Origin of the sequence: Pseudomonas sp. SDI, assembly GCF_003105155.1 — a bacterium.
In the GTDB taxonomy this organism is placed as follows: domain Bacteria; phylum Pseudomonadota; class Gammaproteobacteria; order Pseudomonadales; family Pseudomonadaceae; genus Aquipseudomonas.
Map to the genome: position 1 here is coordinate 141,912 of NZ_QETK01000007.1, position 25,391 is coordinate 167,302.

Genomic DNA, 25,391 nt, shown 5'->3' on the forward strand with positions numbered 1-25,391 from the left:
GTTGTTTACTGCGCCGGCTCCAGCGTGGGCTCCGGCGGTTCCGGCAGCAGCAGGCGCGCCATCACCGGCAGGTGATCGGAGATTTCCAGGGTGTCCTGTTGCAGCACTTGAGCCTTGACCCGCTTCAGTTTCGGGCTGTGGAACAGGTAGTCGAGGGTGCGATCCGGGCCTTGCAGGCGCGTGTCGTTGGGGAAGTGGGTCAGCCAGTCGGCGCGCTCGGCACCGCTGGCTTCTGCGTTGCTTGGGATCATTGGGTATTTGTCCCAGAGCAGGTGCAGGTCGCTGTCCGGCGCGTAGTGCTGGCGCTGCTCCGGGCTGAGGCGGCGGTACTGGCCGAGCGGCAGCAGGTTGAAGTCGCCGCCGATCAGCCACGACGTACCCTGGCCTTCGAGCTTGTCGAGCAGGCGGACGACCCGTTCGAGCTGCTGGCGTTGCAGGTCGCTGCCCTGTTCATAGCGCGCCAGGCGGGTGTTGAGCACGGCCAGCTTGCTACCGTCGGTGAGCGGCAGGTAACTGGCCAGTATGGCGTGTTGCGGGTGCAGCAGGCGGCTGAGGACATGGCTGCTATTGCTTGGCAACGAGATGCGTCGGGCCTGTTCGATCGGGTAGCGGCTGAGGGTGGCCAGGGTCCGGCCGACGCTGCCGGCGATGTGCCTGTCGGGAACGAAATCGGCTTTCCATTCGTAGGTCTGGACGGCGCAGGGGTAGAGGTCGGCGAGGCGTTCGCGCAGCAGGGCGAGCTGGTCCTGGTAGTCGCTGGCCTTGGCGTTATTGTCCAGTTCTTGCAGCAGGACCAGGTCTGGCGCTTCGGCGCGGATTACCCGTGCCACTTCGTCGAGGTTGAAGGCCAGGTCTTGCGAGGTGGGGCGGGTGTCGCTGCCGGCGCCTTCGTCGTACCAGAACACGTAGCGTTTGCCGGCCAGGTACTGCACGTTCCAGGTCATCACCTTCAGCGCCTGGCCGGGCACCAGCGGTTTGGCCGGGCCGGTGCAGGCCACCGGCAGCACCTCGCGCGGTTCGGCTTGCCAGCTCGACTGCCAGGCCAGCAGCCAGAGCAGGGCGACGATCAACAGCAGGGTCAGCAGGGCGTTGCGCAGGAATCGGGTCATGGGCTCGGCTTGTTCGCGTGTGACGCCTGAGCATAACCGAGACCGTTGGTCTGCTCCTAGGTGGTTCACCTGAACGTCCGTGGGTACAGGATTTACCCAGCATCCAGCAGGCATTCAATCGCTTGCAGTGCAGTCACAAGCGCGCTGTCGAGATGATCTGAAGCATGACGCGGGTTAGCAGACCGGAGACGGAGGAACCCACCGATCAGGACCCGGAACGCTCCACCGCTGGCTCGCTGATCAGCATGTACAGGCGGAACATCACCACGCTGCTGAACAACTGAAGGAGCCCGTTAGCGCTGTTCACCAGCACTTCCAGCAACGGGTTACGCGGTTCCGGCAGCAGCATCAAACTCACGCCATCGATCAGCCACAGCGGCACCAGCACGCCCAGCATGCACACCAGAATCCGCCAGAAATTGCCGGTAGTCATCTGGAAGCTCTCACGCATCGCCGCGATCGGCGTCAGCCCGCGCAGGAACAGCAGGTACTCGGCAAACACCAGGTTGATCATCACCCAGATGCCCGGAAGGATGAACAACGCCACACCGGCCATGATCAACAACGAACTGAGCATCACCAGCAGGGCAAAGCTCGGCCACATGCGCATGGCCACCGCCAGCAGGTTGCGCTTGAGCGGTTCGTGGCCATCGCTGCGGGCGTCGAGGTAGAGAATCAGCGCGCCGGTATACAGCGGGTAGAACAGCAGGCTGACCAGCATGCCGAAGGCCGGCGAGGCATCCTCGCCCAGCTGTGCATACAGCAGCTGCGAAGACAACGCTTCGAGGAACACCAGCGGCAGGCACAGCTTGGCGATGCTGAGCAGGTGGCGGCGGAAGAAGTACAGGGAGTCTCGCAGAACGCTAAGCGGATTCATCGGTCGATATCGCAGTGGAAAAAGCAGGCCGTCACTTTAGCCCAGCACCCCAACCTGAACAAAGTTTCATGCGGAACAAGCATTGAATCGTCGATGCGGGTTCCCCATCTTCAGTACACCCGAATTCTTTTCGGCAATCCCACGAGGTCGCCCATGAACCACGAAGAACAATCCTTGATCGATGGGCTGTTTGCCCGTCTCAAACACGCCGAAACCGAAGGCGCGCCACGCGATGCCCAAGCTGAGCAGGTGATCGTCGAACACCTGCGCCAGCAAGGCGCGGCACCGTACTACATGGCGCAGGCGATCCTGGTGCAGGAAGCCGCGATCAAGCAATTGAATGAACAGAACAAACAGTTGCAGGCCGAACTGGAGCGGGCCAAGGCGCAGGCCGCCGCCAGCGCGCCACAGAGCAGTGGCGGCTTTCTGTCGAGCATCTTCGGCAGCGGCACCCGCCCGCCAGAGCCACAAAGCCAGGGCTTCGCCCGCCCGGCCTCGGCGCCCGCCGCAAGCAGCGTCGGCGGTTGGCGTGAGCCGGCCGGCAATGGCTTCGGCAACCCGGCCGCCGCGCCGCAGCAAGGCTTCAATGCCGCACCGGCTGCCGCGCCGGCCCGTGGCGCTGGCAGCAGCTTCCTCGGTGGCGCCCTGCAAACCGCCGCCGGCGTAGCCGGTGGGGTGATGCTGGCGCAAGGCATCAGCAGCCTGTTCAACCACCACGCGCAGCCGCAAGAGGTGGTCGAGGTGATCAAGGAAGAGCCAGCGCCCGCCAGCGACACCGGCGGCTGGGGCAGCAACGACGAGCAGCGCCTGAGCGCCGACACCGGCGGCTACGGCAACGACCAGGGCGGTTTCGCCAACACCGACTATAGCGACGACGGCGGCTTCTTCTCCGACGACGATTCCTACGTCTGACCCCGCGATCCGCCCGCGTGCATACCCGCGCGGGCCTCGGGCTGGCATACTGTTCGCCGAACCGGCGCGGACAGCGTGGCCGGCCCTGGGTGTCATGAGGAAGTGCGGTGAAGAAGATTGCGGTGTTCGCCGATGTGCAGAACCTCTACTACACCGTGCGCCAGGCGTATGGCTGCCATTTCAACTACGCGGCGTTCTGGGCCGATATCAGCCAGCACGGGCAGATCGTCGAAGCGGTTGCCTATGCCATCGACCGTGGCGACAGCAAGCAACAGCAGTTTCAGCAGATCCTGCGTAACCTGGGCTTCACGGTCAAACTCAAACCCTATATCCAGCGCAGCGACGGCTCGGCCAAAGGCGACTGGGACGTCGGCATCACCCTGGATGTGATCGACGCCGCGCCGCGGGTCGACGAGGTGGTGCTGGCCTCCGGCGATGGTGATTTCGACCTGTTGCTCGAGCGCGTCATCAGCCGCCACGGTATCCCCGCCGTGGCGTACGGCGTCCCCGGCCTGACGGCCAATTCCCTGATTCGCGCGGCCAGCCGCTACGTGCCCATCGAAGGCGCGTTGCTGCTCAAGCACTGAGTGTATCCCCGAGGTTTTTTGTGGAACGTATTGCAGTCATCGACTTTGAAACCACCGGCATTTCCCCTGGCCGCCAGTGCCGGGCCACGGAAGTGGCGGTGGTGATGCTCGAACGCGGGCGCATCGTCGAACGCTACCAGAGCCTGATGAACGCGGGCCTGCCGGTACCGGCCTTCGTCGCCGGGCTCACTGGCATCACCACGGCGATGCTGCGTAGCGCACCGCCGATCGAGCGGGTGATGAACGAGGTGGCCGAGTTTGTCGGCAGCACGCCGCTGCTGGCGCACAATGCCTCGTTCGACCAGAAGTTCTGGGATTACGAGCTGGCGCAGATCGGCCGTAGCCGCAGCCAGTCGTTCGCCTGTTCGATGCTGCTGGCGCGACGCCTGCTGCCCGGCGCGCCGAACCACAAGCTTGGCACCCTGACCCGCTGGGCCGGCCTGCCGGACACCGGCACCGCGCACCGGGCCATGGCCGATGCCGAGATGGCCGCCAACCTGGCCCAGCACCTGGCCGGCCAGCTGCGCCAGCAGCACGGCCTGAGCGAGGTGTCGCACCAGCTGTTCTGCAGCTTGCAGAAGGTCCCGGCGGCGAAGCTCGCCGAAACCCTCCTGCGCTACCGCTAGGGCTTCTTGCCGTTGCCGTTCAGGTGATCGAGCGGCACCCGCCGCTCGACCGCGCTGGAGAGAATGATCGAGGTCTTGCTGAAGCCGAATTGGGCGACGCGGTTGATCAGGTCTTCCAGCTCCGGCATCGAGCCAACGGCGGCCTGCATGATCACACAGGGGTCGCCGGTAACCCGGTGGCATTCGGTGAGTTGCGGAATCTGCGTGAGTTCTTCGTAGGCCTGCTGATTGCCGTGGCTGGTCAGGCGCAGTTCAATCACGCACTGGATTGGCAGGCCGATCTTGCTCATGTCGACCTTGGCCTGGTAGCCGGTGATCACCCCGCTGGCCTCAAGCTTCGCGACTCGCTCGGCAACCGCCGGCGCAGACAGGTTGACCTTGCGCGCCAGCTGGGCGAAGGAGGCGCGGCCGTTGTCCAGCAGGGCAGCGAGGAGTATGCGATCGTACTTGTCCATGGAGACCTGTTCAGTGGTTTCGAAAAAGTGGCATATGCGCAAAATATCCTTTTTTTCGAAAGCCGGGGCTGCGGATAAAAAGGTTTTGCCGCTTATGTTTGCGCTGACGCCTTTCTAAACTAATGCTCCAAAGACACGAATTCGAGCCCCCCATGCCTGCCTCCCGTCGCTTTCCCTTGTTGCTGATCGGCGCGTTCCTCGCCCTGTACCTGGTGTGGGGCTCGACCTACCTGGTAATCCGCATCGGCGTCGAGTCGTGGCCGCCGCTGTTGATGGCCGGGGTGCGCTTCCTGATTGCCGGTAGTTTGCTCTATGGCTTCCTGCGCTGGCGCGGGGTGCCGGCGCCGAGCTGGCCGCAATGGCGTGCTGCCGGCATCATCGGCATTCTGCTGCTCAGTTGCGGAAACGGCGGGGTAACGGTGGCCGAGCACGCCGGGGTCGCCTCGGGCGTGGCCGCCCTGGCGGTGGCCACGGTGCCGTTGTTTACCCTGCTCTTCGGACTGTTCTTCGGCCAGCGCACTACCCGCCTGGAGTGGGCCGGGATCGTCATGGGCCTGGCCGGTATCGGTTTACTCAACCTTGGTTCGAACTTGCAGGCCAGCCCGCTGGGGGCGGCGTTGATCCTGTTCGCGGCGGCCTCCTGGGCCTTCGGTTCGGTGTGGAGCAAAAGCCTGCCGCTGCCACAGGGGCCGATGGCCAGCGCTGCGCAAATGCTGGTGGGCGGTGCGGTGTTGCTGCTGGGCAGCGCGCTGAGCGGCGAGCGCATGACCCAGATGCCGACGGCGGCGGGCTGGGGCGCGCTGGCCTATCTGGTGTTCTTCGGCTCGATCCTTGCGTTCAGTGCCTATATCTACCTGCTCAAGCATGTGCGGCCGGCCGCCGCCACCAGCTATGCCTACGTCAACCCGGCGGTGGCGGTGATGCTCGGGATTGTCTTTGCCGGCGAGCAGATCGGCGCCGAAGAGTGCCTGGCGATGGCGGTGATCATCGGTGCGGTCGTGCTCATCGGTATTCCGCAGTGGCGCAAGCCGCCGTTGCCGGTGGTGGCCCCGGCTGCGCCGCGTGTGCAGGGGGAAATGTCCAAGTAGGGCGTTCAGGCGCGGTGAAGCGTGGCCGAAACAGGTAAACTCTCGCCATTGCTGAATTCCCCTGATGGTATTGCCATGACATTCGCCAAACTTGGCCTGATTGAACCCCTGCTGCGGGCGCTCGAACACCTCAACTACAACACCCCGACGCCGGTGCAGGCCGAGGCCATTCCGGCCGTGCTGGCCGGCCGCGACCTGATGGCTGCCGCGCAGACCGGCACCGGCAAGACGGCCGGTTTTGCCTTGCCGCTACTTCAGCGTTTGAGCATGGAAGGCGAGAAGGTCGCCAGCAACTCGGTGCGTGCACTGGTGCTGGTGCCGACCCGCGAGCTGGCCGAGCAGGTGCACGAGAACATTCGCGAATACGCCGAGCACCTGCCGCTGCGCACGTACGCGGTGTATGGCGGGGTGAGCATCAACCCGCAGATGATGAATCTGCGCAAGGGCATCGATTTGCTGGTGGCGACGCCGGGGCGTTTGCTCGATCTGTTCCGGCAGAACGCGGTGAAGTTCTCGCAGTTGCAGGCGCTGGTGCTCGACGAAGCCGACCGCATGCTCGACCTGGGCTTTGCCGAAGAGTTGCGTTCGATCTATGCGGCGTTGCCGGTACGGCGCCAGACGCTGTTGTTCTCGGCCACCTTCTCCGACGAGATCCGCCTGATGGCCGGGCAGATGCTCAACGACCCGCTGAGCGTCGAAGTGAGCCCGCGCAACGTGACCGCGAGCACGGTCAAGCAGTGGATCGTGCCGGTGGACAAGAAACGCAAGCCGGAGCTGTTCAGTCATCTGTTGCGCAAGCAGCGCTGGAAGCAGGTGCTGGTGTTTGCCAAGACCCGTAATGGTGTCGATCAGTTGGTCGAGCGCTTGCGTGGGCAGGGGGTGAATGCCGACGGCATTCACGGTGACAAGCCACAGGCGACTCGGCAGCGGGCGCTGGACAGTTTCAAGGCGCGGGAAATCCAGATCCTGGTGGCCACCGATGTGGCGGCGCGCGGGCTGGATATCGACGACTTGCCGTTGGTGGTGAACTTCGACCTGCCGATTGTGGCGGAGGATTATATCCACCGCATCGGCCGTACTGGGCGGGCGGGGGCGACGGGTGAGGCGATTTCGCTGGTGTGTGCCGATGAGGTGCAGTTGCTGTCGGCGATCGAGACCTTGACCCGCAAGACCTTGCCACGGCATGAAGAGCCGGACTTTATCCCCGACCATCGGGTGCCGGTAACGGATGCCAGTGGGCAGGTGTTGAAGAAGCCGAAGAAACCGAAAAAACCGAAAGAGAGCAGTGCCAAGGGTAAGCTGGGGCGCTGGATGGACAGTGGCGATGCCCCGGCGGCGGCACCTGCGGCGAAGCCGGTGCGCAAGGTGCCGACGTTCAATACCGGGCCGCGTAAGCGCAAGCCTTGAGGCTTCGGGGCCGCTTTGCGGCCCCTCGCGGGGCTAACTCGCCTGGGTTCAGCCCTTAAGCCAAGCCAACACCCCAAGCCCGGCCTTGCGCCCGCTGGCGAAGCACGCCGTCAGCAGGTAGCCGCCCGTTGGCGCTTCCCAGTCGAGCATCTCCCCGGCACAGAATACCCCCGGCACGTGCGTCAGCATCAGGCGTTCATCCAGCGCCTCGAAGCGAACCCCGCCGGCACTGCTGATTGCTTCATCCAGCGGCCGTGCGCGGACCAGCTCGATCGGCAACGCCTTGATCGCCGCCGCCAACTGCCGCGGATCGGCGAATAGCGCCGGGCTGGTCAGCTCGCGCAACAGCGCCGCCTTCACCCCATCCAGGCCCAACTGCCCGTGCAGATGCTTGGCCATCGAGCGCGATCCACGCGGTTTAGCCAGCAGCGCGGCAATCTTGTCCACAGGCTTGTTCGGCAGCAGGTCCAGCAACAACGTCGCCCGCCCCTCACGGTTGATCGCTTCACGAACCTGCGCCGACCAGGCATACACCAGGCTGCCTTCGACACCGCCCGTGGTCAGGACACACTCACCCAGCCGGGGCGCCAGCCCCGGCAGGCTCAAGGCAATGTTCTTCAACGGCGCGCCAGCGAACTTGCGCTTGAGCAGGTCGCTCCAGCCTGCCACGTCGAAACCACAATTGGCCGGCTGCAACGGCGCGATATCCACCCCCTGCGCGGTCAGCCACGGCAGCCAGGCAGCGTCGGAACCGAGCCGGGCCCAGCTGCCGCCGCCCAGTGCCAACACCACGGCATCGGCCTGCAACGCCAGCTCGCCCTGTGGATAACCGATTCGCACGCTGCCGTCGGTATTCCAGCCCAGCCAGCGGTGCCGGGTGTGGATAACGACCCCGGCATCGCGCAGACGCTTGAGCCAGGCACGCAGCAGCGGTGCGGCTTTCATGTCGCGGGGGAACACCCGGCCCGAAGTGCCGACGAAGGTTTCTATCCCCAGGCCGTGAATCCACTGGCGCAACGCATCGGCATCGAACCCGTCGAGCAGCGTCGCGACATCGTCGGCCCGCGGTGCATAACGTGAGATGAATGCCGGGTAGGCCTCGGAGTGGGTGATATTCATCCCGCCCACCCCGGCCAGCAGGAACTTGCGCCCCACCGACGGCATGGCGTCGTACAGATCCACCGCCACCCCGGCCTGGCTGAGTACTTCGGCGGCCATCAGGCCAGCCGGGCCCCCTCCAATAATGGCTACGTGATGGCGGTCAGTCGGACGGGTATCGGTCATGGTGGCGGCAAGCTGGGGATAAATGAGCCGGCATTCTACCCGAGGCAGGCCTGCGGAAGCACTGTACAAAAAACGTACAGAGCGCTGTGGGCCACGCCGGGTAAGGCCCGGAGTGGCTTTCACAGAGGTTATCCACAGGCGGTTCCACAGTCATTGTGGGTAATTCAGCACCCGTTGCGCGCTGTGGTGGAGGATCCCGTGGCGACGGGCCAGGGCCTGGCGGTCCTTGCTGTAGCCGCCACCGATCAGCCCGACCACCGGAATGTCCCGCGCCAGGCACTGGCGCAGCACGCATTCGTCGCGGGCAGCGACGCCGGCGTCGGTCAGTTGCAGGTAACCGAGGGCATCGTCCTTGTGCACATCGACGCCGGCGTCGTACAGCACCAGGTCCGGCTGATACAGCGGCAACAGGTAGTTCAGGGCGTCCTCGACCACCTGCAGGTACGCGCCATCGCCCATGCCGCGTGGCAGCGGAATATCCCAGTCGCTTTGCGCCTTGCGCGCCGGGAAGTTCTGTTCGCAGTGCAGCGATACGGTGATCGCCTCGGGGGTATCGTGGAGGATGCGCGCGGTACCGTCGCCCTGGTGCACGTCGCAGTCGAAGATCAGCACGCGGTGGACCCGGCCGGCTTCGAGCAGGTAGCGGCTGACCACCGCCAGGTCGTTGAAGATGCAGAACCCGGCCGGGTGATCGAAATGCGCGTGGTGGGTGCCGCCAGCCAGGTGGCAGGCGATACCATGTTGCAGCGCCTGCTCGGCAGCCAGCAACGAACCACCGACCGCCCGCACGGTGCGTCGGGCCAGCGCTTCGCTCCACGGCAGGCCGAGCCGGCGCTGGTCGGCGTAGGCCAGTTCGCCATTGCGAAAGCGCGCGATGTAGTCGCGGTCATGGGCCAGCGCCAGCACGTCGTCCGGGCAGATCGGCGGACGCAGCAGCGCCGCGTCGGTGGTCAGCCCGCTGGCGACCAGGTGGTCGCGCAGCAAGCGGAACTTGTCCATCGGAAAACGGTGTTCCGCGGGGAACGCCGGGCTGTAGTCGTCGTGGTAGATCAGCGGCAGGTGCATGGCGGCTTCGCGGAGGGGCGGAAGCCGATCTTGCCAGTTGTGCCCAGGGTGGCGCCAGCCGACCTACACTGCTTTCAGTTATCCACAAGGGGCGGGGCATGCTGGTTTCCTGGACGTTCTGGGCGCTTCTCTCGGCACTGTTCGCCGCACTCACGGCCATTTTTGCCAAAGTCGGGGTCAGCGGGATCAATGCCGACTTCGCCACGTTGTTGCGCACGGTGGTGGTGCTGGTCAGTCTGGCGCTGATGCTCTATGCCACCGGGCAGTACCAGGCGCTGGATTCGATCTCGCCGCGCAGCTACCTGTTCCTGGTGCTCTCGGGGCTGGCCACCGGCGCCTCGTGGATCTGCTACTTCCGTGCCCTGCAACTGGGCCAGGCCTCGCAGGTGGCGCCGGTGGACAAGCTGAGCGTGGTGCTGGTCGCCGTGCTCGGGGTAACGCTGCTAGGGGAACGGCTCGATCTGCGGCAGTGGGGCGGTATTGGCCTGATCACGCTGGGGGTGGTGCTGCTGGCGTGGCGCTAGCAATGGTGCAGCCAGCGCCGTGCGCCCGTAGAAAAACAATGCTGGCAGCAGGCAGCCAAGCCACACGACGATTCCGGCCCAGAAGGTGTGCGACATGTAGTGCCAGCCTTGCAGCACCCGCGTGCTGCCGTAGACCAGGCCCAGCAGCAGGACGCCGATCAGCAGCTTGCGTGCATGGGCCCAGCGCTGGCGACGGGCGACGAAGTACAGGGCGAGCAGGGTGAAGCCGCTGGAGGCATGCCCACCGGGCCAGCAACGCCCGGCGCCGGCCTCGGAAAACCAGGTGAAGTTCTCGAACCATTCGCGCTGGTGCTGGGTGCCGCCATACAGCGTGGTTTCCACCGGGCAGTACACGCTGGTATGGCTTTTCAGGTAGTGGATCAGTGTGGTGCTCAGGGCGAAGGCCACCACCACATAGAACAGGTCGCGCCGGTAGCGGCTGCAGAACTGCAGTGGGGCGGCCAGCGGTGTACGTTGCAGCAGGCGGGTCGGGCGGCTGTTCGGGTAGGCAGCGAAGCGTGGCCAGACGAACGACACCAGGGCACCGATCAGTGCCAGTTCACCGGTCCAGTTCGGCAGGATACGCGGCCATTTATGGGTGAGCTTCTCGAACAGTTGGTCGTGCAGCAGCGGGAACTGGCCACTGGCCGGGTCGAGCAGCAGGTTACTCAGCCAGCGGTCCAGCTCGGTCAGGTCGAACAGCAGGAACACTGCCGCTGCCAGCAGCAGCGGGATACCTAGGTTGCTCAGGTAGAACGTCTTGCGCGAATGGGTGGGCGTCATTATTGGTCCACCGTTGCCAGCAATTTGCGCCATTGCGGCGCGCTCATCTTGCCCAGAATGCGCGGTTTGCCATTGCTGCCGACCGAGACGAACAGTGCCTCGGCATAGCCGCTGGAGCGCTCGCCGCCGGGCACGCCGAGCTGGCGCTCAAGTTGGTCGATGCAGCCGCTGTGGGTAACCAGCACCAGGTTGCGGTCCGGCTTCTTGTGCGCCAGGGCGTGGGCAGCGAAGCCCTTGTTGCACTGTTCTACCCAGGCCTCGCCGGGGGCCAGTTTGCCGAACATGAAATGCGCGGTTTGCTGGGTGCGGGTGCTGGTGCTGCTGAGCACGTCGGTGTGTTCCAGGCCCAGCCGCGAAATGCCGGCGCCAACCTGCGCGGCAGCCTCGCTGCCCGCGCTGGTGATGCCGCTGGGCTCGTCAAGGCAAGGGTTGTTCGAACGGTCGCAGCGTTCGGCATGGCGGACCAGCAGGATAATTTCGCCCTTGTCCCAGTCGGCGTATACGCCGCTGCTGCGGATCTGACTATCGGTGACCAGGTTCACGATCGGTGTCCCTCGGATTGACCACAGGGTGACGGCTGCCAGCACCAGCATCGCGCACAGGCTTGCCATCAGCAGTTGAACGCGGCGTCGGCATCGTCGCTTGGGGTGAGCAGGCAGGAACGGGTGTTCAGCGAGTCCAGGGTGCAACATGCAGGCGCTCCAGCGGCCACGGGTGGATGGCGGCACTCTAGACGCATGGCTGTCGGGAAGCGGTGAAGGCGATGTGAAAAATAGATTGGCGTCGGCATGGCTGCGCGAAGCCGGCGTTTTAAGTGGTGCTATTAGTTTAATTACAACTTGTTACTTATTGTTTAGGCGTGAATCTGTAACTAACCATGTAGACATAACTTGTAACTCGGCGTAAATAATGTAAATACGCTTCAGTTGAGAATGAGTCGTAAATAGTATCCGCCCTCACTTTATCGGGTGATGGCGACTCACAATGAACAACACCAGCAACGTATTGCGTCTTCGCGACTCCGGCCAGCTCTGCACGGCCCTGGGGCTGGCGGTGGCGTCCTGGTCTTCGGCGAGTTTGGCGGACACTTCCAGTGCCACTAAAAACGCCCAGCACACGTCGGTAGAACTGGAAGCGACCGATGTAACCGGCAAACATCATGAAACCTTCAAAGTTGATGCGATGGACTCGCCGAAGTTCACCGCGCCACTGCGTGACACGCCGAAGTCGATCACCATCATCAATGAAGCACTGATCAAGGAGCGCGGCGCAACTTCGCTGGTCGACGTGTTGCGCACCACCCCGGGGATTACCCTGGGCGCGGGCGAGGGCGGCACGCCGCTGGGCGACCGGCCGTTCATTCGTGGCTTCGAAGCCAGTACCGATATCCAGATCGATGGCCTGCGCGACCTGGGGCGGATGTCCCACGAAACCTTCAACGTCGAGCGGGTCGAAGTGCTCAAGGGCCCGAGCTCGGCCTACAGCGGCCGGGGTTCTACCGGCGGCACCATCAACCAGGTCAGCAAGAAGGCCCAGGCCGAAGATTTCATCTCCGGCAGCCTCAAGCTGGGCACCGACCAGTTGCGCCGGGAAACCATCGACATCAACCAGTACCTGCCCGAGCAGGACCTGGCCCTGCGCTTGAATGCGATGAAGCACGAAGCCGACACGCCGGGCCGCGATCATGTCGACGTCAGCCGCTGGGGTATCGCGCCGACCATCACTTGGGGCCTGAGCGGGCCGACGCGGGTCACCGCCAGCTACTACCACCTGGAATCGGACGACACCCCGGACCAGGGCCACCCGATTTCTCTGGTGAGCAACAAGCCGGTCAAGGTCGACCGCGACAATTTCTACGGCCTGGCCGACCGCGATTTTCGCAAGACCTCCGCCGACCTCGCGACCTTGATCGTCGAGCATGACTTCAACGAGGTGTTCAGCCTGCGCAACACCCTGCGCGGCGGGCGCAGCATGCAGAACTACGTGATGAGCCGGCCGGTGTTCGCCAACGTCGGCCAGGAGCTGGCCGGTCAGGTGCCGCGCGGTTTCCGCCCGCGCAATGTGGTGAACACCTCGCTGATCAACCAGACCGACTTGTTTGGCACCTTCCACACCGGCACGATCAAGCACAGCTATGCCGCCGGCCTGGAAGTCAGTCGCGAAACCATCACCGACAAGGAAAAATACCTGGGCAACAACGGCCGCCCCGGCGACCTGCAGAACCCCAACCCGCACGACGACGGCTGGACCCTCACCCCCGGCAGCAACACGGTCACCAGCAAGCACCAGACCGAGGTGAAGTCGCTGTACGTGTTCGACACTCTCGGCCTGCACGAGCAGTGGGACTTGAACCTGGGCTTGCGCTACGACGACTATGCAATCAAGAACCGCGTGGCCGGCGGTGCCGAGTCGAACGCCGAGCTGTGGAACTATCAGGTCGGCATCGTCTTCAAGCCGCTGCCCAATGGCAGCATCTACCTGTCCTACGGCACCTCGTCCAACCCGTCCGGGGAAAATACCCAGTCCGGCGGCGCCGACGGGGCCGGTGCGGGCAACCTGAACGGCAACAAGGCCAACCTCGATCCGGAGAAATCCCGCAGCCTGGAATTGGGCACCAAGTGGGATGTGTTCAACGACAAGCTGGCGTTGACCGCAGCGATCTTCCGCACCGAGAAAACCAACGCGCGGGTGACCGACCCAATCTCCGGGCTGGTGACGCTCAATGGCGACCAGCAGGTCACTGGGGTGGAACTGGAAGCCACCGGCGACATCACCGACGCCTGGGCGGTCCGTGCCGGCTACACCTACCTGGATGCCAAAGTGCTGAAAGCTGGCGGCGACGGTGCCAATGACGGCAACCGCTCCAAGTTCATCGCGCCGAATACCTTCAGCCTGTGGACCTCCTACGACCTGGACGCAAAATGGACGGTCGGCGCGGGCGCCAACTATATGGACCAGCGCTACATGAACGACGCCAACACCGTCAGCCTCGACGATTACTGGCGTTATGACGCGATGCTCGCCTACAAGGTGAACAAGAACCTCGACCTGCGGCTGAATGTGCTCAACCTGGCCGACGAGACCATCTACGACGCCTCCCACGTCGGCCTGTTCGCCACTGTTGCCCCTGGCCGTTCGGCGGAACTGACGGCCGAATTCCGCTTCTAGGATCTGACGTCGCGGCATTGCCTGCCTACGCTATAAACTGCACGGCAGTGGATACACGGAGCAGGCAATGACCCCGATTCTGGAACTGGAAAGTGCGCGGCTGCTGCTGCGCCAGTGGCAGGACGACGACCTCGCCGAGTTCGCCGCGATGTGCGCCGACCCGCAAGTGATGCGCTACTTTCCGGCGCCGTTGAGCCGCCTGGAAAGCGCCGCGCTGATCGGCCGTATTCGCGGTCACTTCAACGAGTACGGTTTCGGCCTGTGGGCGCTGGAGCGCAAGGACAGCGGCGCGTTCATCGGCATGACCGGTTTGCTCAACGTGAGTTTCGATGCCGACTTCACCCCTGCGGTGGAAATCGGCTGGCGCCTGGCCCGCCGTCACTGGGGGCTGGGTTTTGCCAGCGAGGCGGCCTGGACCAGCCTGCGCTGCGCCTTCGCCCAACTGGGCCTGGACCAGGTGGTGTCGTTCACCTCCGAGGCCAATCTGCCGTCGCAAAAAGTCATGCAGTCGATCGGCATGCAGGCCGACCCGGCCGGCGCCTTCGAGCACCCCAAACTTGAAGCGGGCCACCCTTTGCGCCGGCACTTGCTGTACCGGATCAACCGCGCGCAGTGGCAGGCGACCCTGCGCGGCTGAATCAGTGAACATAACGGCTGGCGATGACAAACCCTGTATCATTTGCGCCCTGAGCCTTGCTTTGGAGAATCTCGAATGAGCCACGTGTTGGACGATCTGGTCGACCTGCTGAGTCTGGAGTCGATCGAGGAAAACCTGTTCCGCGGCCGTAGCCAGGACCTGGGTTTCCGCCAGCTGTACGGTGGCCAGGTGCTCGGCCAGTCGTTGTCGGCGGCCAGCCAGACCGTCGAAGAAGACCGCCATGTGCACTCGCTGCACGGTTATTTCCTGCGCCCCGGCGATGCCAGCATGCCGGTGGTCTACTCGGTCGACCGCGTGCGTGATGGCGGCAGCTTCAGCACCCGCCGGGTCACTGCAATCCAGAAGGGCAAGACCATCTTTACCTGCAGTGCGTCGTTCCAGTACGACGAGGAAGGTTTCGATCACCAGGGGCAGATGCCGGCCGTGGTCGGTCCGGAAAACCTGCCTTCGGAAGTGGAGCTGGCCAAGCGCATGGGCGAGCGCTTGCCCGAGTCGATCCGCGACAAGCTGCTCTGCGCCAAGCCCATCGAGATTCGCCCGGTGACCGCCGAAGACCCGTTCAACCCCAAGCCGGGCGAGCCGTTGAAGTATGTGTGGTTCCGCGCCGACGGCAACCTGCCGGACTCCCAGGCGTTGCACAAGTACATGCTGGCCTACGCCTCGGACTTTGGCTTGCTGACCACCTCGCTGCTGCCGCATGGCAAGTCGGTGTGGGAAAAGGACATGCAGGTCGCCAGCCTCGACCACGCGCTGTGGTTCCACGGCAACCTGCGCGCCGACGACTGGCTGCTGTATGCCATGGACAGCCCGTGGGCGGGCAATGCGCGTGGCTTCTCGCGTGGCAATATCTTCAACCGGGCGGGCCAGCTGGTGGCGTCGTCGTGCCAGGAAGGCTTGATTCGCCATCGCAAGGACTGGTCATGAACCTGAAGGATATTCGCCACTGGGTGTTCGACATGGACGGCACCCTGACGGTGGCGGTGCATGACTTTGCGGCGATCCGCGAGGCGCTGGAGATTCCGCCGCAAGATGACATCCTGACCCACCTGGCGGCGTTGCCGGCAGCCGAAGCAGCGGCCAAGCATGCCTGGTTGCTGGCGCATGAGCGGGACCTGGCGATGGCCTCGCAGCCTGCACCGGGTGCGCTGGAGCTGGTCCGCGAGCTGGCCGAGCGCGGCTGTGCGCTGGGCATCCTGACGCGCAATGCGCGCGAGCTGGCGCATGTCACGCTGGCGGCGATCGGCCTGGCGGAGTATTTCCCGGTGCCGACGATCATCGGTCGCGACGAAGCGCCGCCGAAGCCGGACCCGGGTGGTTTGCTGAAGCTGGCGCAGGCCTGGGCGGTGACGCCTGGGGAGCTGGTGATGGTCGGGGATTACCGCTTCGACCTGGACTGCGGCCGCGCAGCGGGCGCGCGCACGGTGCTGGTGAACCTGCCGGACAACCCGTGGCCGGAACTGACCGACTGGCATGCGGCGGACTGCCGGGCGTTGCACGCCTTGCTTGAGCATTGAGCGACTGGCGCTTGACCACAGGTTGGCTCGGGCAAAGACTGTAGCGCTCAGTCTCGAACGGTTCGAATCAGGAGGTTCCCATGAGCAGCAAGGCCATCTACGTAAACACCGGCGGCGGCTACGACAAGGTTTCGCTGGGCAGCAGCGAAGCCGCTGCGCCGGGCGCTGGCGAGATCACCGTGCGGTTGCACGCCAACTCGCTCAACTATCACGATTTCGCCGTGGTCAGCGGCATGTGGGGGCCCAGCGCGCCGCGTATCCCGATGGCCGATGGCGCCGGTGAGGTGATCGCGGTGGGCGCCGGGGTCAGCGAGTTTGCCGTGGGCGACGCGGTGGTGAGCACCTTCTTCCCCGACTGGCTCGACGGCACGCCGCTGGTCGAAGGCTTCGCCAGCGTGCCGGGCGACGGCATCGACGGCTATGCCCGCGAGCAGGTCACCGCCCGCGCCACCTCGTTTACCCGCGCCCCGCAAGGCTACAGCCACGCCGAAGCGGCAACCCTCACCACTGCCGGCCTCACTGCCTGGCGCGCGCTGATGAGCGACGACTCGTTGAAACCGGGCGACAGCGTGCTGGTGCAGGGCACTGGCGGTGTATCGATCTTCGCCTTGCAGTTCGCCAAGCTGGCCGGCGCGACGGTGATTGCCACCTCGTCCAGCGACGAGAAGCTGGAGCGTTTGCAGGCGCTGGGCGCCGATCACCTGATCAACTACCGCTCGACGCCGGCCTGGGGCGAAAAAGTCCGTGCACTCACCGACAACCGCGGCGTCGACCATGTGATCGAAGTCGGTGGCCCGGCCACCCTCGAGCAGTCGATGATCGCCGCGCGGATCGGCGGGCATGTGTCGTTGATCGGGATCCTGACCGGGGTCGCCGGGCAGTTGCCGCTGGTGCAGGCGCTGGTGCGGCAGATTCGCCTGCAAGGCGTGCTGGTCGGCAGCCGCGCACAGCAACAGGCGATGATCCGGGCAATCGATGCCAATGGCCTGCGGCCGGTGATCGACAAGTCGTTCGCGCTGGAGCAGATCGTCGAGGCGTTCAAGTACCAGGAGAGCAACCAGCACGTTGGCAAGATTTGTCTGAGCTTCTAGACCGCGATTGTGCCCCACCGATTCAAATCTGCTCCAGCAACCAGCCCCGAAATGCCCGCAACGATGGCAGCGCCTCGTTGCGCGGCGGGTAGATCAGGTAATAGCTGCGTTGGCTGGCAAACGGCTGGGCCGGGCTGCTCAGCTCGCCATTGGCCAGCTCCTCCTCGACGAGGATGCGTGGCACCAGGCCGATGCCAATGCCGGCGCGCACCGCCTGAATCAGGTGCGAGGTCAGCTCGAAGCTTGGCCCCAGGCGCATGGCCTTGTGCGGCAAGCGCTGATGGCTGAACCACTCGCCCCAGGCGTTGGGGTTGTTGGCGACGTTGAGCAGCATCTGCTCGCCCAGGTCCGCCGCCGACCACTGACTGCGGCTGGCCGCCACCTCCGGTGACACAATCACCACCAGCTGTTCGGCATGCAGACGATGACAGATCAGCCCCGGCAGGTCGCCCGTCGCCACGCCGATGGAGGCATCGATGCCGCTGGTTTCAAAATCGATCGCTTCGATCCGCGAGTTGATATGCACCAGCATGCCCGGGTGGGTTTTGTAGAACGCGTGCAGGCGCGGCAACAGCCATTTCGAGCCGAAGGTCGGCAGGGTCGCCAGACGCAGGGTGCCGCTGCCGGACTGGTAGGCCATGGCCTGCAGTGTGGCGCTGCGGATACGCCCGAGCGCCTCGCTCATCTCGCGCTGGTACAGCCGGCCGACATCGGTGAGCTGCACCTGGCGGCCTTCGCGACGGAACAGGGTGAGCCCCAGTTGTTGCTCCAGCGCCTGCACCTGACGGCTGACCGCGCTCTGGGTCAGCGACAGTTCGGCGGCCGCGCGGGTATAGCTTTCATGCCGTGCGGCAGCCTCGAAGGCCAGCAGCAGCGACATCGACGGGGTAAGGTGGCGATAATTCATTCGTAAAAGTCATCGATAGCGGCAGAAATATCCGTTTGCCCATGGCGGCAGGCTCCGGGATCATTGGCACTGCCAATGCCTCGAGGGTGACCTGAATATGCCCAGGCAGCAAGTATTCCCGTGATTACCCAGAATTAAAGAAGCCCTCCGTCGATGATTGCCCAACTGCCACCCAGTGTTCCTGCCGCCCAGTATTCCGAGTTCCTCGACGCCTTGCGCGGCCGAGGCTTCCGTGGCCAGTTCAGTGCCGACTACGCCACCCGTACGGTGCTGGCAACCGACAACTCCATCTATCAACGTCTGCCGCAGGCGGCCGTATTTCCGCTGGATGTCGAGGATGTCGAGCACATCGCCACGCTGATGGCCGAGCCGCGCTTTACCTCGATCAAGCTGACCCCGCGTGGTGGCGGCACCGGCACCAACGGGCAGTCGCTGACCGACGGGATCGTCGTCGACTTGTCGCGGCACATGAACAAGATTCTCGAAATCAACGTCGAGCAGCGCTGGGTACGCGTACAGGCCGGTGTGGTCAAGGACCAGCTCAATGCCGCGCTCAAGCCGCATGGGCTGTTCTTTGCCCCGGAGCTGTCCACCTCCAACCGCGCCACGGTTGGCGGCATGATCAACACCGATGCCAGCGGGCAGGGCAGTTGCACCTACGGCAAAACCCGTGACCATGTGCTTGAGCTGCACAGCGTGCTGCTCGGTGGCGAGCGTCTGCACAGCCTGCCGCTCGACGCCGCCGCGCTGGAGGCCGCCTGCGCGCAGGAGGGCCGGGTGGGCGCGGTGTACCGCATGGCGCGGCAGATCCAGGAAACCCAGGCCGAGCTGATTGAGTCGACCTTCCCCAAGCTCAATCGCTGCCTGACTGGCTACGACCTGGCGCACTTGCGCGACGAGCAGGGTCGTTTCAACCTCAACAGCGTGCTCTGCGGCGCCGAAGGCTCGCTGGGCTATGTGGTCGAAGCCAAGCTCAATGTGTTGCCGATTCCGAAATACTCGGTGCTGGTCAACGTGCGTTACAGCAGCTTCATGGATGCCCTGCGCGACGCCAATGCGCTGCTCGCGCACAAGCCGCTGTCGATCGAAACCGTGGACTCGAAAGTGCTGATGCTGGCGATGCAAGACATCGTCTGGCACAGCGTGGCCGAATACTTCCCGGCCAACCCCGAGCAGCCGACCCTGGGCATCAACCTGGTCGAATTCAGCGGCGAGGCCGTGGCCGAAGTGAACGCCCGCGTGCAGGCCTTCGTCGCGCACCTGCAAGCCGACACCAGCATCGAGCGCCTTGGCCACACCCTGGCCGAAGGCGCCGAAGCGGTGACGCGCGTCTACACCATGCGCAAGCGCTCGGTGGGCTTGCTCGGTAACGTCGAGGGCGAAGTGCGCCCACAGCCGTTTGTGGAAGACACCGCAGTGCCGCCGGAGCGACTGGCCGACTACATCGCCGAGTTTCGTGCGCTGCTCGACAGCTATGGCCTGGCCTACGGCATGTTCGGTCATGTGGATGCCGGCGTGCTTCACGTGCGCCCGGCGCTGGACATGAAAGACCCGGCTCAGGCGGCACTGGTCAAGCCGATTTCCGATGCCGTGGCAGCGCTGACCCAGCGCTATGGTGGCCTGCTCTGGGGCGAGCATGGCAAGGGCCTGCGCTCGGAATACGTACCGGCCTACTTCGGCGCGCTGTACCCGTCGTTGCAGGCGCTCAAGGGCGCGTTCGACCCGTACAACCAGCTCAACCCGGGGAAGATCTGCACGCCGCCGGACAGCCGTGAGGGCCTGCTCAAGGTCAACGAAGTGACCCTGCGCGGCGACCTCGACCGGCAGATCGACGAGCGCGTCTGGCAGAGCTTTGGCAGCGCCGTACACTGCAACGGCAACGGTGCCTGCTACAACTTCGACCCGAACGACGCCATGTGTCCGTCGTGGAAGGCTACCCGCGAGCGTCAGCATTCGCCCAAGGGCCGGGCCTCGCTGATTCGCGAGTGGCTGCGCTTGCAGGGCGCCGCCAGCATCGACGTGTTGCAGGTGGCGCGCAGCAAAACCTCCTGGCTCAAGGGCTTGCCGGCGCGGCTGCGCAACAATCAAGCGCGCCAGCGTGGCGAGGCGGACTTTTCCCACGAGGTGTACGAGGCCATGGCCGGCTGCCTGGCCTGCAAGTCGTGCGCGGGGCAGTGCCCGATCAAGGTCAACGTGCCGGAATTCCGCTCGCGCTTCCTTGAGCTGTACCACGGTCGTTACCAGCGCCCGTTGCGCGATTACCTGATCGGTTCGCTGGAGTTCAGCATGCCGTACCTGGCGCACGCGCCAGGGCTGTACAACGCGGTGATGGGCTCGAAATGGGTCAGTGGCTTGCTCGAGCGGCATGTCGGCATGCTTGACAGCCCGCTGATCAGCCGCTTCAACCTGCAGGCCACACTGACTCGCTGCAACGTCAAACCGGCCAGCGTGGCGCTGCTGCGCAAGCTGACCCCGGCACAGCGCGAGCGCAGCATCGTGTTGGTCCAGGATGCTTTCACCCGCTACTTCGAAACGCCGTTGCTGGCCTCGTTCATCGAGCTGGCCTACCGCCTTGGCCACCGGGTTTACCTGGCGCCGTACAGCGCCAACGGCAAGCCACTGCATGTGCAGGGTTTCCTTGGCGCATTCGGCAAGGCGGCGATCCGCAATGCCGCTCAGCTGAAGGCGCTGGACGACTGCGGTGTGCCGCTGGTGGGGTTGGATCCGGCGATGACCCTGGTCTATCGCCAGGAGTACCAGAAGGTGCCGGGCATCGGTGAGTGCCCGAAGGTCGCGTTGCCGCAGGAGTGGCTGATGGAGGTGCTGCCGGAGCAGGCACCGCAGGCCACAGGCGTGTACCGCCTGATGGCGCATTGCACCGAGAAGACCAACGTGCCGGCGAGTACCCGGCAGTGGGAGCAGGTGTTCGCCCGCCTGGGCCTGAAGCTGAGCACTGAGGCCACGGGTTGCTGCGGGATGTCCGGCACCTATGGTCACGAGGCACGCAATCAGGAGACATCGCGGACCATCTTCGAGCAATCCTGGGCCACTAAACTGGACAAGGACGGCGAGGCGCTGGCCACCGGCTATTCCTGCCGCAGCCAGGTCAAACGCATGACCGAGCGGCAGTTGCGGCATCCGCTGGAGGTGGTGCTGCAGCACACCAAGGGCTGACGCTGGGTTGAGCAGAAAGGCACTGGCGCCGAGCGCCCAGTGCCTTTTTTATGCCTTAAAGCGACCAGCGCACGGTGACCATGGCGTTGCGCGGTTCGCCGTACAGGCTGTTGCCGTAGTCGGTGTTGGAGCTGATGTCCTGATAGTAGGTCTTGTCGAAGATGTTGTTCAGGTTCAGCCGTACATCGACGTGTTCCGAGGCCTTGTAGCTGGTCATCAGGTCGACCAGGGCATAGGCCTTCTGTTCGATGTAGTAGCCGTACGGCGGCGGGCCGTCGAGGTCGTTGCTGCCCTTGTTGAAGACGCTGTTCTGCCCATAGATGCCGCCACCGATGGTCCAGCGCTCGAAGTCGCCGGGCAGTCGATAGCTGGTGAACAGCTTGAAGATGTGCCGGGGGATGTTGGTGCTGAACAGTCGACCGACCTTGTTTGGGTCGGCGTCCTTGGTGTACTTGGCCGCTGCGTAGGTGTAGCCGGCACCCAGTTCCCAGCCGGGCGCCAGGGAACCGTTGATCTCCAGGTCGAGGCCTTCGCTGCGCACGGCGCCCGCCGCTTCATAGCAGGTAGCGCCTGCCGGCGTGCACAGGTTGGGGTTGAGCAGCTTGGCGCGGTTTTCCTGATCGATGCGGAAGATCGCCGCGCTGGCATTCAGGCCACCATCGAAATACTCGCCCTTGATGCCGATCTCGTAGTTTTTGCCTGCGATCGGCTTGAGTGCATTGTTCTGCGTATCGAGCTCGGTCTGTGGGCGGAAAATATCGGTGTAGCTGACATACACCGAGTGATGCTGGTCCAGGTCGTAGACGGCGCCGGCGTAACGGGTCAGGTGGCGGGTGACCTTGTTCGGCAGGCTACTGGCAGAGGATTTGCCTTCCCAGCGCGTGTCCACGTCGTATTCGTACCAGTCCAGGCGCCCGCCGAGGATCAGCTTGAGGTCGTCGCGCAGGTTCAGCCGTGTGGTGATGTAGGTGCCTTCCTGCTGGCTGGTGCGATGTTGGGTCCAGGGCGTGGCGCTGACATCCGGTTTCGGGATGCCGGTGGGGCGGTACAGGTTGGTGCTGGTCTTGATGTCAGTCGGCAGGCCTTTGCCCTTGAAGGTCAGGTCGCGCCGGCTGGCCCCTACCACCAGTTCATGGCTGCGCCCGAACAGCGAGAAGGGGCCGCTGAGATAAGCGTCGTAGCTGTTCTGCTGGTCTTCGTACTGGTACCTGCCGATGTTCTGGTCGATGTCGACGTAGTCGGTTTCCCAACTGCGCATCGGTAACGAGCCGAGCATGTCGACGTCCGACCAGCTCTTGCTGGCCGACAGCAGCATTTTCCAGCTATTGGCAAAGCGGTATTCCAGGCGGCTGAAGGCGGTGGTGTTGTCCTGGTCCCAGTATTCCCAGTCGCTGCCCAGGTAGGTCGAGCGCTTGAGGTGCAGGTCGCTGCCATCGCGGGCTACCGGCAGGCCGCCCCAGGCGCTGTTGTTGTTGGCGTTCTGGTTGGAGGCACCAAAGGTGAAGGTAGCGTCTTCATTCAGGTCGGCCTCGGTGATGGCGTAGAACACCGAGCGCTCGGAACTGACGAAATCCTGAAAACTGTCCTTGGCCTGGTAGGCCGCGACCACCCGCCCGCGCAGGGTGCCGGATTCGTTGAGGGCATTGGACGCGTCGAACTCGCTGCGGTAGTTGTCCCAACTGCCGGCACTGCCGGTGACGGTGACGCGTGGTGTGGCGGTAGGGCGTTTGCGGATCATGTTCACCGCTGCGGCGGGGTTGCCCGAGCCCTGCATCAACCCGGTGGCGCCGCGTACCACTTCTACCCGATCGAAGATTGCCATGTCGGGGCTGGAATTCATGTCCCGCGACAGGTAGTGGGACAGGTCGTTGGGCAGGCCGTCGGTCATCAGGTTTTCCACGGCAAAGCCGCGGGAGTAGAACGTCGCGCGTTGCGGACCGTCCTTGGTGATGGCGATTCCGGGGGTGTTTTTCAGGACATCTTCCAGGGTCCGCATGTTCTGGTCGTCCATGCGCTGGCGGGTCATGACCGTGATCGTTTGTGGGGTTTCGCGGTTGGACAAGGCCAGTTTGGTCGCCGTGTCCATCGGGCCACTGGTGTAGGCGCCGGTGTCTTCGCTGATCGCGCCAAGGCTGGTGTCGGAAATGTTGGTTGCGCCCAGTTCAAGTGCCGCGCCGCTCTGAACGTTGACCAGGCTGTAGCGCCCGATACCCTCCTGGCGCACTTGCAAACCGCTGTTGGCCAGCAGCCGGGCGACGCCTTCGTCGAACGAGAACCAGCCTTTGATACCGGCGGTGTGCAGGCCCTGGGTTTGCGTTGAGCCAAACGACAAGGTCACGCCGTTGGCGGCGGCAAACTGGCTGAGCGCGATATCCAGCGGCCCGGCGGCGATGTTGTACTCGGCCCGTTCGCTGGCTTGCGCGGCCCAGGCGGGCGAGGTGACGGCGCAGGCCCCGAGGACGGCGCCGAGGCTGATGCGCAGTAGTGTGGAATTGAGCTGCAAGCGCAGGGCGGCGCAGTGAAGGGGGCGTGGGTGGCTCATGTGACTTCCTATGCCGTGGCAGTGAAGGCGGCTGATTGACCGCTCTACTGATGAGCCGAACGAAAAAAGGAATCGGCAAGATGATTTCCTGCTGGGCTGTTGCCCTGCCGATTACGCTTCTATGCGCACCCAATACCGTGAGAAACGGCGCACCTGCACCGGCAACGAGACTTGCAGGTTGGCGAGGATGCCGTCGCTGTCGTCGAGGCGGAATGCCCCGGAAATACGCAAGCCGGCGACGGCGTCGGCGCACCCCAGGTAACCGGGCCGGTAGCGGGCCAGTTCCTCGACAAAGTCGCCCAGGCGCCAGTCGATCGCCACCAGCAGTCCCTGCGTCCAGGCGCTGCCCTCGACGGTCAGTGGGCGCACGTTGCCCAGTTGCGCGGCGCCGAAGGTCAGGGCTTGGCCTTCATCGACACGTTGCACCCGCTGTGGTGTGTCGTGCGGACGGACTTCCACGGTGTGGCGCTGCACCTCGACGCTGCTGAAGCCGGAATGCAGGCGCACGTCGAATCGGGTACCGAGAGCAAGTACGCGACCGTGTGGGGTTTCCACCGACAATGGGCGCGCGGGAGGGTGCTCGGTTGCGGTGGTAATCAGCACCTCACCGCGGCGCAGCAGGATCAGCCGCTGCTCGGCGCTGTAGGCGATATCGACGCGGGTGTCGGTGTTCAAGTGCAGGCTGCTGCCATCCGGCAGGGTGACCTGGCGGCGTTCGCCGGTGCGGGTCGCGAAGTCGGCGTTGTACGGCGAGATCCGGTAGCCGCCGAACAGCGTTGCGCCCGTGGCTAGCAGCATCAGCAACTTGAGGCCGTGGCGTCGCTGTACGCCGGCTGCGGTCAATACCGGCAACGCCACGTCGCCGGGCAGGCCGCGAAGTTGCTGCTGGAGCTTTTCGATTCGGGCCCAGGCGTTGCTGTGTTCGGGGTCGGCCGCCAGCCAGTTGCGCCAGGCGAGCTGTTGCTCGGCGCTGACATCGGCGTCGTTGAGTGTCAGGTACCACTGCACAGCAGCTTGCAGATGGGCCTTGAGCGGGGGGCGGAGCGCCGGGCTGTTCAATCGTCCATCAACAGGATGCATTGCATCAGCGCCTTGCCCAGGTGATTTTTGACCGTGGTCACCGACAGCCCCAGCTGTTTGCCGACCTGCACGTAGCTGAGGCCTTCGAGCTGCACCAGCAGGAAGATCTGTCGGGTTCGCGCACTGAGGCCGTCGAGCAGGGTATCGATGGCCATCAGCGATTCGATGATCAGGTGATGCGTTTCAGGGGAGATTTGCAACGGCTCCGGGCGCGCCGCTAACGCTTCTAGGTAGGCGCGTTCGAGGGTTTGGCGGCGGGCCTTGTCGATCATCAGGCCGCGGGCAATGGTTGCCAGGTAATGACGTGGCTCACGCAGCACGGGCAGTTGGCGCAAGGTCAGCATGCGCATGAACGTATCTTGGGCCAGGTCCGCGGCATCGGCGCTGTTGCCGGTACGGGTGCGCAGCCAGCTTTTCAGCCAGCCGTGATGCTCGCCGTACAGATGCTCGATACTCGGTGGCGCTGACGTGCTGATCCCTGCGTCCATAAAATCAATCGCTGCAAATGATAATATATCTCATTATTGACGATGCGGCGGG

At 64.3% G+C, this 25,391-nt stretch carries 23 protein-coding genes; 12 read left to right on the forward strand and 11 right to left on the reverse strand.

The annotated features are described in order from the left end of the window. Positions 1 to 5 precede the first annotated feature (5 nt). On the reverse strand, positions 6 to 1,109 hold the full coding sequence (locus DCO48_RS06865) for an endonuclease/exonuclease/phosphatase family protein (RefSeq protein WP_116549845.1): 1,104 nt from the start codon (positions 1,107 to 1,109) through the stop codon (positions 6 to 8). Between the two features lie 205 nt (positions 1,110 to 1,314). Continuing rightward, positions 1,315 to 1,986, reverse strand: a complete 672-nt coding sequence (locus tag DCO48_RS06870) for a YciC family protein (protein ID WP_116549846.1) — start codon at positions 1,984 to 1,986, stop codon at positions 1,315 to 1,317. Between the two features lie 153 nt (positions 1,987 to 2,139). Here DCO48_RS06870 and DCO48_RS06875 point away from each other — a divergent pair, with 153 nt between their 5' ends. The 3 genes from DCO48_RS06875 (at position 2,140) to DCO48_RS06885 (ending at position 4,111) form a co-directional block, all read left to right on the forward strand. Beyond that, complete coding sequence (locus DCO48_RS06875; RefSeq protein WP_116549847.1) at positions 2,140 to 2,898, forward strand: DUF2076 domain-containing protein; 759 nt, start codon at positions 2,140 to 2,142, stop codon at positions 2,896 to 2,898. A gap of 107 nt (positions 2,899 to 3,005) precedes the next feature. Beyond that, complete coding sequence (locus tag DCO48_RS06880) at positions 3,006 to 3,485, forward strand: NYN domain-containing protein (protein WP_116549848.1); 480 nt, start codon at positions 3,006 to 3,008, stop codon at positions 3,483 to 3,485. Between the two features lie 20 nt (positions 3,486 to 3,505). Next, on the forward strand, positions 3,506 to 4,111 hold the full coding sequence (locus tag DCO48_RS06885) for a PolC-type DNA polymerase III (RefSeq protein WP_116549849.1): 606 nt from the start codon (positions 3,506 to 3,508) through the stop codon (positions 4,109 to 4,111). Here DCO48_RS06885 and DCO48_RS06890 read toward each other — a convergent pair. After that, positions 4,108 to 4,566 carry an Lrp/AsnC family transcriptional regulator gene (locus DCO48_RS06890; RefSeq protein ID WP_116549850.1) on the reverse strand — a complete coding sequence of 153 codons (459 nt, stop codon included), beginning with the start codon at positions 4,564 to 4,566 and terminating at the stop codon, positions 4,108 to 4,110. The two genes, DCO48_RS06885 and DCO48_RS06890, sit on opposite strands and share 4 nt — an antisense overlap. 152 nt (positions 4,567 to 4,718) lie before the next feature. On the opposite strand from DCO48_RS06890, the gene yedA reads away from it, so the two are divergent. Together yedA and DCO48_RS06900 are read left to right on the forward strand one after the other, a co-directional pair. Beyond that, positions 4,719 to 5,654 carry a drug/metabolite exporter YedA gene (gene yedA, locus DCO48_RS06895; RefSeq protein WP_116549851.1) on the forward strand — a complete coding sequence of 312 codons (936 nt, stop codon included), beginning with the start codon at positions 4,719 to 4,721 and terminating at the stop codon, positions 5,652 to 5,654. 75 nt (positions 5,655 to 5,729) lie between these two features. Beyond that, a complete protein-coding gene (locus tag DCO48_RS06900) occupies positions 5,730 to 7,061 on the forward strand; it encodes a DEAD/DEAH box helicase (RefSeq protein ID WP_116549852.1) in 1,332 nt (443 codons plus the stop codon). Between the two features lie 48 nt (positions 7,062 to 7,109). On the opposite strand, the gene DCO48_RS06905 is transcribed toward DCO48_RS06900, so the two are convergent. Together DCO48_RS06905 and DCO48_RS06910 are read right to left on the reverse strand one after the other, a co-directional pair. Further along, positions 7,110 to 8,345: a TIGR03862 family flavoprotein gene (locus DCO48_RS06905; RefSeq protein ID WP_116549853.1), complete on the reverse strand. Its 1,236-nt coding sequence runs from the start codon at positions 8,343 to 8,345 to the stop codon at positions 7,110 to 7,112. 150 nt (positions 8,346 to 8,495) lie between these two features. After that, positions 8,496 to 9,410, reverse strand: a complete 915-nt coding sequence (locus DCO48_RS06910; protein ID WP_116549854.1) for a histone deacetylase — start codon at positions 9,408 to 9,410, stop codon at positions 8,496 to 8,498. 98 nt (positions 9,411 to 9,508) lie between these two features. Between DCO48_RS06910 and DCO48_RS06915 the strand changes: the two genes are divergently transcribed. Next, positions 9,509 to 9,934 carry an EamA family transporter gene (locus DCO48_RS06915; protein WP_116549855.1) on the forward strand — a complete coding sequence of 142 codons (426 nt, stop codon included), beginning with the start codon at positions 9,509 to 9,511 and terminating at the stop codon, positions 9,932 to 9,934. On the opposite strand, the gene DCO48_RS06920 is transcribed toward DCO48_RS06915, so the two are convergent. Together DCO48_RS06920 and DCO48_RS06925 are read right to left on the reverse strand one after the other, a co-directional pair. Continuing rightward, on the reverse strand, positions 9,854 to 10,717 hold the full coding sequence (locus DCO48_RS06920) for a phosphatase PAP2 family protein (protein ID WP_116549856.1): 864 nt from the start codon (positions 10,715 to 10,717) through the stop codon (positions 9,854 to 9,856). The genes DCO48_RS06915 and DCO48_RS06920 overlap by 81 nt on opposite strands. Then, positions 10,717 to 11,259: a histidine phosphatase family protein gene (locus DCO48_RS06925; protein ID WP_371919485.1), complete on the reverse strand. Its 543-nt coding sequence runs from the start codon at positions 11,257 to 11,259 to the stop codon at positions 10,717 to 10,719. Before DCO48_RS06925 ends, DCO48_RS06920 begins: the two co-directional genes overlap by 1 nt. Positions 11,260 to 11,701: 442 nt before the next feature. Between DCO48_RS06925 and DCO48_RS06930 the strand changes: the two genes are divergently transcribed. From DCO48_RS06930 to DCO48_RS06950, 5 genes are all read left to right on the forward strand, one after another. Further along, complete coding sequence (locus DCO48_RS06930; protein WP_116549858.1) at positions 11,702 to 13,885, forward strand: TonB-dependent siderophore receptor; 2,184 nt, start codon at positions 11,702 to 11,704, stop codon at positions 13,883 to 13,885. A gap of 67 nt (positions 13,886 to 13,952) precedes the next feature. After that, positions 13,953 to 14,522 (forward strand): GNAT family N-acetyltransferase, encoded by a 570-nt coding sequence (locus tag DCO48_RS06935; RefSeq protein ID WP_116549859.1) that lies wholly within the window; start codon positions 13,953 to 13,955, stop codon positions 14,520 to 14,522. A 75-nt stretch (positions 14,523 to 14,597) separates the two neighbouring features. Further along, positions 14,598 to 15,467: an acyl-CoA thioesterase II gene (gene tesB, locus DCO48_RS06940; protein WP_116549860.1), complete on the forward strand. Its 870-nt coding sequence runs from the start codon at positions 14,598 to 14,600 to the stop codon at positions 15,465 to 15,467. Next, entirely contained in the window at positions 15,464 to 16,057 is a 594-nt protein-coding gene (locus DCO48_RS06945) for an HAD family hydrolase (protein ID WP_116549861.1), read from the forward strand. Before tesB ends, DCO48_RS06945 begins: the two co-directional genes overlap by 4 nt. A gap of 80 nt (positions 16,058 to 16,137) precedes the next feature. After that, positions 16,138 to 17,148, forward strand: coding sequence for an NAD(P)-dependent alcohol dehydrogenase (locus DCO48_RS06950; RefSeq protein ID WP_116549862.1), 1,011 nt, complete (start codon positions 16,138 to 16,140; stop codon positions 17,146 to 17,148). A gap of 22 nt (positions 17,149 to 17,170) precedes the next feature. Here the strand turns inward: DCO48_RS06950 and DCO48_RS06955 are convergent, their stop codons facing one another. Beyond that, on the reverse strand, positions 17,171 to 18,055 hold the full coding sequence (locus DCO48_RS06955; RefSeq protein WP_116549863.1) for a LysR substrate-binding domain-containing protein: 885 nt from the start codon (positions 18,053 to 18,055) through the stop codon (positions 17,171 to 17,173). A gap of 153 nt (positions 18,056 to 18,208) precedes the next feature. On the opposite strand from DCO48_RS06955, the gene DCO48_RS06960 reads away from it, so the two are divergent. Further along, on the forward strand, positions 18,209 to 21,229 hold the full coding sequence (locus DCO48_RS06960; RefSeq protein WP_116549864.1) for an FAD-binding and (Fe-S)-binding domain-containing protein: 3,021 nt from the start codon (positions 18,209 to 18,211) through the stop codon (positions 21,227 to 21,229). A gap of 55 nt (positions 21,230 to 21,284) precedes the next feature. On the opposite strand, the gene DCO48_RS06965 is transcribed toward DCO48_RS06960, so the two are convergent. From DCO48_RS06965 to DCO48_RS06975, 3 genes are all read right to left on the reverse strand, one after another. Further along, positions 21,285 to 23,771 (reverse strand): TonB-dependent receptor, encoded by a 2,487-nt coding sequence (locus tag DCO48_RS06965; protein ID WP_116549865.1) that lies wholly within the window; start codon positions 23,769 to 23,771, stop codon positions 21,285 to 21,287. Positions 23,772 to 23,882: 111 nt separating this feature from the next. Next, positions 23,883 to 24,851 (reverse strand): FecR domain-containing protein, encoded by a 969-nt coding sequence (locus tag DCO48_RS06970; RefSeq protein ID WP_116549866.1) that lies wholly within the window; start codon positions 24,849 to 24,851, stop codon positions 23,883 to 23,885. After that, on the reverse strand, positions 24,827 to 25,339 hold the full coding sequence (locus DCO48_RS06975; protein WP_116549867.1) for a sigma-70 family RNA polymerase sigma factor: 513 nt from the start codon (positions 25,337 to 25,339) through the stop codon (positions 24,827 to 24,829). The genes DCO48_RS06970 and DCO48_RS06975 overlap by 25 nt, the downstream gene beginning before the upstream one ends. Positions 25,340 to 25,391: the final 52 nt, after the last annotated feature.